13 protein-coding genes are annotated in these 11661 nt (G+C 58.7%); 7 read left to right on the top strand and 6 right to left on the bottom strand.

The genetic code is table 11. The features are described from left to right. Positions 1-59 precede the first annotated feature (59 nt). From radC to mutM, 4 genes are all read left to right on the top strand, one after another. Positions 60-743: a RadC family protein gene (gene radC, locus ACJ8J4_RS23890; RefSeq protein WP_025304698.1), complete on the top strand. Its 684-nt coding sequence runs from the start codon at positions 60-62 to the stop codon at positions 741-743. A 262-nt stretch (positions 744-1005) separates the two neighbouring features. Continuing rightward, positions 1006-1242: a 50S ribosomal protein L28 gene (rpmB, locus tag ACJ8J4_RS23895; RefSeq protein ID WP_004931195.1), complete on the top strand. Its 237-nt coding sequence runs from the start codon at positions 1006-1008 to the stop codon at positions 1240-1242. A gap of 11 nt (positions 1243-1253) precedes the next feature. Next, positions 1254-1421 carry a 50S ribosomal protein L33 gene (gene rpmG, locus ACJ8J4_RS23900; protein WP_002442576.1) on the top strand — a complete coding sequence of 56 codons (168 nt, stop codon included), beginning with the start codon at positions 1254-1256 and terminating at the stop codon, positions 1419-1421. Between the two features lie 81 nt (positions 1422-1502). Next, entirely contained in the window at positions 1503-2318 is an 816-nt protein-coding gene (gene mutM, locus ACJ8J4_RS23905) for a bifunctional DNA-formamidopyrimidine glycosylase/DNA-(apurinic or apyrimidinic site) lyase (protein ID WP_025304697.1), read from the top strand. Between the two features lie 3 nt (positions 2319-2321). Here mutM and coaD read toward each other — a convergent pair whose 3' ends face one another. The 3 genes from coaD to waaA are packed head-to-tail and all read right to left on the bottom strand — an operon-like array spanning position 2322 to position 4862. Next, positions 2322-2807 carry a pantetheine-phosphate adenylyltransferase gene (gene coaD, locus ACJ8J4_RS23910; protein WP_004931181.1) on the bottom strand — a complete coding sequence of 162 codons (486 nt, stop codon included), beginning with the start codon at positions 2805-2807 and terminating at the stop codon, positions 2322-2324. Between the two features lie 3 nt (positions 2808-2810). Further along, positions 2811-3584 (bottom strand): glycosyltransferase family 2 protein, encoded by a 774-nt coding sequence (locus tag ACJ8J4_RS23915; protein WP_025304696.1) that lies wholly within the window; start codon positions 3582-3584, stop codon positions 2811-2813. After that, positions 3585-4862 (bottom strand): lipid IV(A) 3-deoxy-D-manno-octulosonic acid transferase, encoded by a 1278-nt coding sequence (gene waaA, locus ACJ8J4_RS23920; RefSeq protein WP_025304695.1) that lies wholly within the window; start codon positions 4860-4862, stop codon positions 3585-3587. Positions 4863-4987: 125 nt separating this feature from the next. Between waaA and ACJ8J4_RS23925 the strand changes: the two genes are divergently transcribed. Further along, positions 4988-6001 carry a glycosyltransferase family 9 protein gene (locus tag ACJ8J4_RS23925; RefSeq protein WP_043141040.1) on the top strand — a complete coding sequence of 338 codons (1014 nt, stop codon included), beginning with the start codon at positions 4988-4990 and terminating at the stop codon, positions 5999-6001. A gap of 44 nt (positions 6002-6045) precedes the next feature. On the opposite strand, the gene ACJ8J4_RS23930 is transcribed toward ACJ8J4_RS23925, so the two are convergent. The 3 genes from ACJ8J4_RS23930 to rfaQ are packed head-to-tail and all read right to left on the bottom strand — an operon-like array spanning position 6046 to position 9355. Next, positions 6046-7146 carry a glycosyltransferase gene (locus ACJ8J4_RS23930; protein ID WP_197823193.1) on the bottom strand — a complete coding sequence of 367 codons (1101 nt, stop codon included), beginning with the start codon at positions 7144-7146 and terminating at the stop codon, positions 6046-6048. Positions 7147-7148: 2 nt separating this feature from the next. Then, entirely contained in the window at positions 7149-8276 is a 1128-nt protein-coding gene (locus ACJ8J4_RS23935) for a glycosyltransferase family 4 protein (protein WP_025304692.1), read from the bottom strand. Further along, positions 8273-9355, bottom strand: a complete 1083-nt coding sequence (rfaQ, locus tag ACJ8J4_RS23940) for a putative lipopolysaccharide heptosyltransferase III (RefSeq protein ID WP_043141032.1) — start codon at positions 9353-9355, stop codon at positions 8273-8275. Before rfaQ ends, ACJ8J4_RS23935 begins: the two co-directional genes overlap by 4 nt. Positions 9356-9565: 210 nt before the next feature. Here rfaQ and ACJ8J4_RS23945 point away from each other — a divergent pair, with 210 nt between their 5' ends. Together ACJ8J4_RS23945 and ACJ8J4_RS23950 are read left to right on the top strand one after the other, a co-directional pair. Continuing rightward, positions 9566-10522 (top strand): polysaccharide deacetylase family protein, encoded by a 957-nt coding sequence (locus ACJ8J4_RS23945; RefSeq protein ID WP_025304690.1) that lies wholly within the window; start codon positions 9566-9568, stop codon positions 10520-10522. 8 nt (positions 10523-10530) lie between these two features. Continuing rightward, positions 10531-11625, top strand: a complete 1095-nt coding sequence (locus ACJ8J4_RS23950; RefSeq protein ID WP_025304689.1) for a glycosyltransferase family 9 protein — start codon at positions 10531-10533, stop codon at positions 11623-11625. Positions 11626-11661: the final 36 nt, after the last annotated feature.

An 11661-nucleotide genomic window follows, 5' to 3' on the forward strand; every position in this document is an offset into this window, starting at 1 on the left:
ACCTGTCGAACGCGCCGGGCAGCACATGGCATGCTGTAGCCCTTTCAGGGAGGAACACGATGAGCAACCCGATTGTGGCGTGCTGGCCGGGCGCGCTGGCGCCGCGTGAAAAGCTGTTGATGCAGGGGGCGGCGGCGCTGTCCGACGCAGAGCTGTTGGCCATTTTCTTGCGCACCGGATTGCCCGGCGTGCACGTGATGCAGCTGGCGGAGCAGCTGCTGCGCCGGTTCGGCTCGCTTTATCACCTGATGTCGGCCGATCATCAGGCTTTTTGTAGCCAAAAAGGCCTGGGGGATGCCAGCTATACGCAGCTGCAGGCGATTGCCGAGCTGGCGCTGCGCTTCTTTTCCAGCCATTTGTCGCAGGAAAACGCCATGCTCAATCCGCGCGTCACCCAGCATTATCTGCAAAGCCTGCTGGCCCATCGTGAGCGAGAGGTCTTTTTGGTATTGTTTTTAGACAATCAGCACCGGGTTATTCGCCATCAGGAGATGTTTGCTGGTACCATCAGCAGCGTCGTCGTCTACCCGAGAGAAATTGTGCGTGAAGCGTTGAAGGCTAATGCCGCCGCGCTGATTCTCGCGCATAATCACCCCTCGGGTAAGGCTGAACCCAGTCATGCCGACCGTTTGATAACGGAACAGGTGGTGAAAGCCTGCCAGTTATTGGAGATCCGAGTGCTCGATCATTTGGTGATCGGTCGGGGTGAATGCGTCTCTTTTGCCGAGCGCGGATGGCTTTAAGCGATTTTTTCGCGATCCTTGTGGGATCTTTAGCTGTTCGGGACTTGAGCACTTACGCTTCAGAGCGTATACTACGCCACCTTTGAGAATCTTGGGTTTGGCGCAAGAGCCTATCTCAGCAGGTTTCTGACCTGATGTGTGGTTTCTACCTGATGACGAGAGTCTCCTCAGTATGAAGTTTGCTGAGATGGGCTCTAAAAGCCTGACGAGGCGGCCATACCCTATACGAAGCTCGAGCTGATTTGATTTTTGGAGAATAGACATGTCCCGAGTCTGCCAAGTTACTGGCAAGCGCCCGGTGAGCGGTAACAACCGTTCCCACGCAATGAACGCGACCAAACGCCGTTTTCTGCCTAACCTGCACTCACACCGTTTTTGGGTTGAGGCTGAGAAGCGCTTTGTAACTCTGCGTGTATCTGCTAAAGGTATGCGTGTTATCGATAAGAAGGGTATTGAGACGGTTCTGGCCGATCTGCGTGCCCGTGGTGAGAAGTATTAAGGAACTGAATCATGGCTAAAGGTGTTCGCGAGAAGATCAAGCTGGTTTCTTCTGCTGGTACTGGTCACTTCTATACCACCACGAAGAACAAGCGTACTAAGCCGGAAAAATTGGAACTGAAGAAATTCGATCCAGTTGTCCGTCAGCACGTAGTATACAAAGAAGCTAAAATTAAATAATTTTAGTGGATTAATGAAAAACCCGGCCTTGGCCGGGTTTTTTGTTTTATAAAGGGTAGAAAACGTCGGAGGGGAAGCCAGATGCCTGAATTACCGGAAGTTGAGACGAGCAGACGCGGTATAGAGCCTTATCTTGTCGGCCACAGCATTCAGTATGCGGTGGTGCGCAACGCGCGCCTGCGCTGGCCGGTTTCCGAGCAGATCCTGACGCTGAGCGATAGGCCGGTGCTCAGCGTGCAGCGCCGTGCCAAATACCTGCTGATCGAGCTGGAGAACGGTTGGATTATCGTGCACCTGGGCATGTCGGGCAGCCTGCGCATGCTGCGCGAGGAGAACGAAGATGAAGCGGGCAAACACGACCACGTCGATTTGGTGATCAGCAACGGCATGATCCTGCGCTATACCGATCCGCGCCGTTTCGGCGCCTGGCTGTGGTGCGAAGACCTGGCGACCAGCAGCGTGTTGGCGCATCTGGGGCCGGAACCGCTGAGTGAAGCGTTCAACGGCGACTACCTGTATGAAAAATCACGCAATAAGCGCACGCTGATCAAACCGTGGCTGATGGATAACAAGCTGGTGGTCGGCGTCGGTAACATTTACGCCAGTGAATCGCTGTTCAGCGCCGGGATCCTGCCCGATCGTCCGGCGGGATCGTTGAGCAAAGCCGAAGCGGAACGGCTGGTGAAGACCATCAAGGCGGTGTTGCAGCGCTCCATCGAGCAGGGCGGTACGACATTGCGCGACTTTTTGCAGTCGGACGGCAAACCGGGGTATTTCGCGCAGGAGTTGCAGGTTTACGGGCGGGCGGGAGAACCTTGCCGCGCGTGCGGCACGCCGATCGAATCCGCCAAGCACGGGCAGCGCAGCACCTTCTTTTGCCGGCGCTGCCAGCGCTGAGCATCACTCGGCGGCGAGCTTCGCCATCAGCGCCTGCGTAACCACGTCAGGCAGGAAAGGCGCGATATCGCCGCCGTGACGCGCGACCTCTTTCACCAGTGAAGAGGAGATGAACGACCACTCTTCGGAAGGCATCAGGAACACGCTTTCCAGCGTCGGCATCAAATGGCGGTTCATGTTCGCCAGCTGCAATTCGTACTCAAAGTCAGACACCGCCCGCAGGCCGCGCACCAGGATATTGGCATTCTGGTGAGCGGCAAAGTGCGCCATCAGCTCGCTGAAACCCAGCACTTCCACATTGTCCAGATGCGAGGTGACCTGCGTCGCCAGCGCCACGCGCTCATCCAGGCTGAACAGCGGCTTTTTGCTCGGGCTGGCGGCGATGGCCAGAATCACGTGATCGAACATCAGCGACGCGCGCGTCACTAAATCCAGGTGGCCGTTGGTCATGGGATCGAAGGTCCCGGGATAGATGGCTTTGCTGGTCATGATTCACTTCTCTGAGTAGTTGCGGCCCAATGCCCATAATGCGGCATATTTATTGAAGGTATATTGCGCGTTGACCACCGCTAACAGCAACCCCTGTTTACCGTCAAGGAAACCGGCCCGCAGCAGCCAGGTTTTGACGAAGGCACCGAGCGTGTGGGTCAGGATGGACAGATAGCCGCAACGCTTGCCGGCCCGGTGGCGTTGCGTGGCCCACTCTTCGGCATAGCGCAGCTGTTTGCGCTGGAAGGCGAAGAAGTCGCGGCAGGTCAGGTGCAGCATATCGCCGCTGAGGGGGATCACTTTGGCGTCGCCGATGTTCAGCGATTCGTGCACCAGATCGTCGTTATAGCGATAGCGTTGGTTGGCGTACAGGCGGTTGACGCGGTCGGGATACCAGCCGCTGTGGCGCATGAAACGGCCAAGGAACAGGTTGCGCCGCGCACAGCTGTAGACGGCGCCGTCGTCCGGTGCGTTCAACACCCGCTCGATGGATTGCCGCAGCTCGGGGGTGACGCGTTCGTCGGCGTCGATCATCAAAACGTAGTCATGACTGGCGTAGCTTTGCGCCAGCTGACGCTGCTTGCCGAATCCTTGCCAGTCGGTGTGCGTGAAGACTTTGGCGCCCAGACTTTCGGCGACGGCGACGCTGTCGTCCTCGCTGCCGGAGTCCAGCACGATGATTTCATCGGCCCAGGCGACAGAGCGCAGGCAGTCCGGCAACAGCCCGGCTTCGTTTTTGGCGATCATCACCACCGACAGGCTTTTGCGGCTGCTCATTCAGTGACTCCGGGGCGGCAGGTGCGGTTCCAGCAGCTGCAGCAGGCGCTGCAACGCTCCCTGATTCTGATACAGCACTTCCACCGCATGGCGGCCGTAGTAGCGACGGTAATCTTCGTCGGTCAACAGGGTTTCCACTTCCTTCACCAGCGAATCCACGTCGGTCACGGTGATCAGGCCTTCGGCCTGCGAGAGCTTGGCGCAGATGTCTTTAAAGTTGAAGGTATGTGGGCCCATCAGCACCGGGATGGCGTGCGCGGCGGCTTCCAGCGGGTTGTGCCCGCCGCGTTCCACCAGGCTGCCGCCGACAAAGGCCAGATCGGCGATGCCGTACAGCAGCATCAGTTCGCCCATGGTATCGCCGATCACCACCTGGGTGCTGCCGGACGGGATTTCGCCGCTGCTGCGCAGGGTGTAGCTGAAGCCGGCCTTCTGCACCAGCTCTTTGGCGGTCGGGAAGCGCTCCGGGTGACGCGGCACCAGGATCAGCAGCAGGTCGGGGTGTTTTTCCAGCAGTTTGCGGTGCGCTTCCAGCAGGATGGTTTCTTCACCGTCATGGGTGCTGGTGGCGATCCACACCGGGCGGCGCGGCGCCCATTGGCGGCGCAATGTAACGGCGCGGGCGGCCAGCTCTGGGGTGACGGAGATATCGAATTTCAGGCTGCCGGTTACGGCCAGCTGCGAGCGTTTCAGGCCCAGTTCGATAAACCGATCGCCGTCTTCCTGGTTCTGTGCGGCGATCAGCGTAATGCGGCGCAGCATATCGCGCATGAATCCGCCAATTTTCTTGTAGCCAGCGGCGGAGCGAGCCGACAGGCGCGCATTGGCGATCACCAGGGGGATTTGCCGCTGATGCAGTGCGTTGATCAGGTTAGGCCATAGCTCGGTTTCCATGATGATCACCAGCTTGGGATTCACCTGGTCGAGGAAGCGGTTCATGGAACCGGGCAGATCGTAGGGCAGATAGACATGATGCACGTCTTTGCCGAAAGCGGACTGGACGCGTTCTGAACCTGTCGGGGTCATTGTGGTCACAGTTATCGGCAAAGCGGGGTAACGATGGCGCAGCGCCCGCACCAGCGGGATGGCCGCCAGCGTTTCGCCGACGGAGACGGAATGCAGCATAATGCCGCCCGGCACGACTTTCCCGGCGCAGAAGCCATAGCGTTCCGCCCAGCGTTTACGGTAGGCTGGAGCTTTGCGGCTGCGCAGCAGTAAGCGGAGCCAGATCAGGGGTTGGATGAGGTAGAGTAGTACCTGATATAAACGCAGCAACATTCTATCAATTTCATTTATATGGGTTATTCGGAATAGTACCATAACTGGAAGGGAAAGGCGCTAATTTGGTAACCTTGGGTGTCAGTTTCAGACAACCGGCGAGCGATTTCGCCGATAGGCTCGGAATGAAGAATATTTTAATTATTCGCCGCGACAACATCGGCGATCTTGTTTGCACTACGCCCTTGATTGAAGGGGTGAAAATTGCCTATCCAGACGCAAAAGTTTATCTGCTGATCAATAAAGTCAGCCAGGACGTTGTTAAAAACAACCCTCATCTCGAGAAAGTCTTTGTCTATAAAAAGGCCAAGCACAAGGCGAAAAATGAAACGACGTTGGGCGTTTATTTCGAACGTCTGATGATCTTCCTGAAGCTGCGCAAAATAAAGTTCGATGCGGTCATTCTGGCCAACCCGGTGCCTTGCAAATACAGCCTGCGTTTAGCAAAAATGGCCGGCGCCACCCATATCATCGGTGCCGATCTGGGCACGAAAGAGATTCAGCGCCCGTTCCGCAAGGACGATTTCCGCGGCCTCCATCAGGTCGAACACACCTACAGCTATTTATCGGCGATCACCGATCAAGCCATTCCGATCCCGCCGGTGCGGGTATTCCTGACGCCGGAAGAGCGGCAATTGGCGGTGCAGCGGCTGCAGGAGCGTCTACCGTCGGTCGAACGGGTATGCGCCGTGCATATCAGCAGCCGCAGCCCGAAAAGACGCTGGCCGGTTGAACGCTATGCCGAAATCATCAACCGTCTGACCGCCGATCCCCACACCGGCGTGCTGATCTTCTGGTCGCCGCAGGGCACGCTGGCGCCGGACGACATCGGCGATCGGCAGCGCGCCGAACAGCTGCTGGCGCTGTGCCAAAACGAACGCGTCGCGCTTTATCCGACGGCGTCAGTGCGCGAGCTGTTGGGCGGGTTTGATTTATGCGACCGGGTGCTGTGCAGCGACGGCGGGCAGATGCATCTTGCCGCCGCGTTGAATAAGGACATGGTGGTGTTCTTTGGCGATACCGATAAAACGTCCTGGCATCCATGGACTGGCCGCCATCATATTTTGCAGAGTGAGTCGGGGCACTGTGAAGATGTTTCTGTCGATGAGGTTTGGCAGAAAATGCAGGCACTCAGCTAACGAAGAAAATAAGGCAGGTATCACCTGCCTTATTTATTTTTTTATTATTTTTCTTTCAGCTCAATATATTGACGGCAAATAGGGTCCAGCCCATAGCTCAGCAATTGCTGTTGATTTATCTGTGGCGGATTGGCGTAAATTTCCGCCATTTTTTCTGCCAGCGACGCTTCGTTTAATTCCGCCAACGCGTTAGCCATGCCGGCTTTTTCCAGAATTTCCGCAGGGCCGCCCGGACAGCGGGTGCTGACCACCGGCGTGCCGCACAACAGCGATTCTACCAGCACGTTGCCAAACCCTTCACTGTCGGAGCTGAGCACCAGCAGCGAGGCATGGCGAATAAATGGGTAGGGATTGGCCTGGAAACCGAGGAATAGCACGCGCTCTGCGATGCCCAAGTCTGCCGCCAGACGTTTGACCTCGGCGACGCGGGTGTCATCCCCGGTGCCGATCAAAGCCAGCGGCGCCTGAATGCCGGAGAGCGCATAGGCTTTCAGCAGGCGGTCATGCCGCTTGGTGGCGTGAAAGCGGCCGACGTGCACCAGATACTCCTGGCCGGCCAGTTCGCAAGGCGCCGCCGCCTGTTGCCGGATGGCGTCGATATCGAACGGATTGTTGATGACCGCCAGGCGGCGCGGGCGGATCGGCAAGTTCCGATGCAGATCGTCGCCGACCGCCTGTGAAACGGCGACGATATTTCTCCCCTGGTAAACGTTGGCGATTTTACGTTGCTTGAGCCAGCGATCCAGGCCCTTGCGATGGCCGAGGTAGGAAGTGGAGAGAATGCCGTGAATGCAGAACCACAGGCGATCCGAAGCCAGCCGCTTGCTGCGGCTGACGATGCGATCGGTTTTGTGCAGGTTGGAGAACACCAGATCGAACGCGCCGTGTTGGCGCTCGTGTTCGGCTATCGCCCGATCCAGCGCGGCGGCGCGGCGTGAGAGCTCGGTCAGCTTGCGCCAGGGGGCACGGCTGCGATCGGCCACCACCTGATAATCAATGCCCGGCGGGATAGGGTAATTGCAGACGTCGCGCAGCGAGATCAGACTAACTTTATGCCCCTGTTGCTGCATGCCCTGGCACAGGGTCAACACCACTTTTTCCGCGCCGCCTCCCGGCAGGCCATCGATGATCATCAGAATACGCATAGCTAATCCAGTAACCGGTTATAGAGGGAAATGAGCTGTTCGGACAGATGCGCCGGCGTGGCCGTCATAATGCGCAATCTCGCCGCTTCGCCCATGGATGATCCCAGTGCCTGGCGCGGCAGCGCCCGAATGGCCTCCGTGATGGCCGGTACGTCGAGCGCGTCCGTCACAAAGCCGTTCTGGCCAGGGGTGATAAACTCGGCGCCGCCGCAGGTGGTGCTGGTGACAACCGGCAGGCCGCAGGACATGGCTTCCAGAATCACATTCGGGAACGGATCGTACAGCGTCGGCAGCAGCAGCGCATCCGCGGCCTGATAGAACGGCAAGGTCTGTTTCTGCACGCCCATAAAGTGAATGCGATCGCCGCAGCCCAGCGACTGCGCCAGCGCCCGGTAGCGTTTTTCGGCCTTGTCTTTGCCGACCACCAGGAGGTGGCTGTCGGTCACCGCCACGGCGCGGATGGCGGCGGCCAGCCCTTTGCGCTCGAAACCGGAGCCGACGAAGACCAGGCAGTGCGCCTGTTGCGGGATCTGATATTGCTCGCGCAGACGCCGGCGCTGGGCCTCGTCGGCGGGCGGGAACTTTTGGTTGTCGATGGCGTTATAGATCACCGTGATTTTGTCGGCGGGCACGCCAAAGTCGGCGATGATTTCCTGCTTGATCATCTCGGCGTTGCAGATGACGGCTTTCAGCTCCGGCGCGGCGTACATGGCGCGTTCGGCGCACATCACATAGCGGTGATAGCGGTTGGAGAACAGCCACTTGCGGCGCCACTCCGGCAGCAGACGCGCGCGTTGCAGCAGCCAGCGGCGGTGTACGCCGTCGCCGGCGCGGTAGATGTCGCAGCCGGGAATGCGTTCGTGGCTTTGCACCAGATCGAAGCGCTCTTTCTGCCACAGCGCCCTGGCCGCCACGGCGAAGCCCCGTTCGCGGCTGATGCGGCCGAGCTTTAACGGATTGCACAGGTGAATGTGCCAGTTGGGATTGGCGTCACCTTGCCATTCGCGGGTGATGACGTTCAGATCGAGATCCTGTTGTTCCAGCGCTTCCAGGGCGCGGGAAACGAAACGTTCGGCTCCGCCGTCCGGGCGGTATTTTTGGCGAACGATCGCCAAACGAAATGCTTTCATGCCAGCGTGCTCCGCGCGGCTGCAATCACCGCGTCTGTAGGAATAAGGTCGAGATACCGTTCGTCGGTGCCGGTATCAATGGCGTCCGGATCGGGCAGTTCGCCGAAGTCGCCGGCCCAGATCACGGCGCCGGTAGCCTGCCACGGCCGCCAGAAAGTCAGCTTGGAAGGGCCGAACAGCGCCACGCACGGCGTTTGCAGCGCGGCGGCCATGTGCATCGGCACTGAATCCACGCCGATAAACAGCTTGGCGTGATCAATCAGGGCGGCCAGTTGGCGCAGCGTCAGCTGGCCGGCCAACGAGATTACGCCCTGCGGCGGGCAGAGCGCCAAAATGCGCTCTACCATGGCTTGTTCTCTGGCGTCGGGGCCGGAGGTGATCACCAACTGGTGTCCGTCGGCCTGCAAGGCGGTGAGGGTGGCGGCCATTTTCTCTTCGCTCCAGCATTTGAAGAACCAGCGCGAGGTGGGCTGCACCACAATATAACTGCCGGCGACGCCCTGTTTCTGCAACCGTTGCTCACAGGTCTGCCAATCCTGCGGATCGTAACTCATGGTGACATGCTCATTGAGCGTGGGCAGGTTCAGCGGCGCCAGCAACGAGAGATTTTGTTCGACGGTATGCAGGTGGGCGTGATTGTCCACCGGCACCAGCTGCGTGTGACAGTGGCGCCACAGGAAGCCGCGGCGTTTGGGGAAATCGAAGCCCAAACGGATGCGCGCGCCGGTCAGGCGCGTGATGATGGCGCTGCGCCACTGATCGGCCAGATTGACCACCAGATCGTAGCGCTGCGCCTTCAGGCGGCGCAGCAGCGCCAGCTCGTGCCCCAGATGCGCGCGGACGCCCTGTTTCTTCCATTGGCGGTCGATGGCGAACAGCGTCGACAATTCCGGATTACTGGCCAGCATCTCCTGCGTTTCCTGATACAGCAGCACATCGATCTGCGCCTGCGGGTAGTTTTGCCGCAGGCTGCTGATGACCGGCGTGACCAGCAGCATATCGCCGTGATGGCGCAGTTTTATGATCAAAATACGCTGTACGGATGGGGCGGAAGTTAGTGCTGGCGCGTCGTTCATCATGAGTCGCTTTCTGGGAAACCAATCTTTGATTCTAAATGACCCGATCGCATGTGGCTACTGTTGCACGGTTTTCTTGCCAGGCCGCAAAAAAATCGCCGAGCCGGGGACGAATGCGCTTCAACGTTGTCCAAACCAGGCAGCAAAGTCGTTTGCCCTGGCGAAACGGCCTGCGTAACATAGTGCATTCTGTTGATATCAGGCTCGATATTCATGACTAAACCGGCGTTTCTCATCACCATTGATACCGAAGGCGATAATCTGTGGCAAAACCACGATCGCATCGCGACCGAAAACACACGTTTCTTGCCGCGCTTTCAGGCGCTGTGCGAGAAATACGCCTTCAAGCCGGTTTATCTCACCAACTATGAAATGGCGATGGACCCGGCCTACGTCGAGTTCGCGCGCGACGTGATCGCCCGCGACGCCGGCGAGGTCGGCATGCACCTGCACGCCTGGAACAGCCCGCCGTTGACGCCGCTGACCGACGATGACTGGCGCCACAAGCCTTATTTGATCGAGTATCCCGCCGATCAGATCCGCGCCAAGGTCGATCACATGACCAAGCTGCTGGAAGATGCCTTCCAGACCAAAATGCTTAGCCATCGCGCCGGCCGTTGGGCGTTCAACGAATACTATGCCTCACTGCTGCTGGAATACGGCTATCAGGTGGACTGTTCTGTGACGCCGCGGGTCAACTGGCAGTTTTCGCCGGGTAACCCGCAGGGCAACGGTGGTACCGATTACAGCCGGTTCCCGTCGCAGGCCTATTTCATCGATCCGCAGAACATCGCCAAGCCGGGCGCTTCGGCGCTGCTGGAAGTGCCGATGAGCATCCAGTACAAGCATTCGGCGCTGATGAATGCGTTCAAGCAGGGCTATGATCGGCTGCGCGGCAAGCGCCGTTCGCCGTCCGTCAACTGGCTGCGGCCGAGTGGCGGCAACGTGGCCAAGATGATCAGCGTGGCCGAGACGTCGCTGGCGCAGGGGCATGACTACGTCGAGTTTATGCTGCACTCCTCCGAGTTTATGCCGGGCGGCAGCCCGACGTTCAAAACTGAACAGGATATCGAAGTGCTGTACCGCGATCTGGAGCAGCTGTTTGACTGGCTGCAGCAGCGCACGGTGGGCATGACGCTGGCCGAGTATTATCAACTTAAAGCGAACTAAGCACGCACATGTCGAAGAAATGGAAAATCAAGGTTGCCGACTGGTTCTTGCGGCGCTATACGGCGAAGTACGGCCGTTTTCAGGACAAGGCGACGTTCGACGGCGCCCAGCAGTTTGACAATATCGTCATCTATTCCACCACGGCGTTGGGCGACTTCATGTTCAACACGCCGGCATTGAGGGCGATGCGGGAACGCTACCCCAACGCGCACATCACGCTGGTGGTGCACAAGAAAAACCGCGAGCTGGTGGAAAACGGCCGCTATTACGATCGCGTGGTGTATTGGGACAGCAAGATCAAGACGATACGCCCGTTGCTGAAATCGCTGCGTGAACATCAGCCGGATTTGGCGCTGATCCTGCACTCCCATCTGCCTTATGACATCATCAGCGCCGTACTGGCCGGGGCGAAGTACATTATCCGCGATAACTACAGCTCGGGCATTTGCGGGCTGGAGCCTTGGCTGACCAACTATGTCTTCCATTATTACGGCCACTTCGTGCGCCGCAAGCTGGAGCTGATTTCCATTTTGGGTTGCCGCAGCGACGATCCGACGATGGAAATTCCCGTGGATTATCAGCGCGGCGTCAAAAGCAGCGACCACCCCACCATCGGGTTTCAATTGGGGGCATCTACGGAGTCGCGTTGCTGGCCGGTTTCACACTATGCGCGGCTGGCCGATGAGCTGGTGGCGAAGCACCCCAATGTACGCATCGTGCTGATTGGCGCACCGTTTGACGACGGCAAGGCCAAACAGTTTATGAGCTTGATCGGCCCGCAAACGCAGGCCTGCGTGGATAACCAGATCGGCAAAACGGGGCTGCAAGGCTTGCTGACGTTGCTCGACAGTTTCCATGTTCTTGTCACCGGCGACACCGGGCCGCTGCATCTGGCGGTGGCGTTGAAGGTGAAAACCATCAGCCTGTTCGTGACCGCCGATTCACGCTCCACCGGGCCGATTCAGGATCCTGAACTGCACCGCATCATTCAGGTGTCGCGCACCGGCTATACGATGCCGTTGGAGGCGGAAAGCCCGATGGGGGTTATCCAGCCGCAGCGGATTTATGACGAGTTGGTCGCGCACGTGCCTTTAGCGCGCTAAAGGCGAGACGACGCATCGGCCGCCCGGCCGATGCGG

Source organism: Serratia sp. CY47280, assembly GCF_052168655.1.
GTDB classification, from domain to species: domain Bacteria; phylum Pseudomonadota; class Gammaproteobacteria; order Enterobacterales; family Enterobacteriaceae; genus Serratia; species Serratia bockelmannii.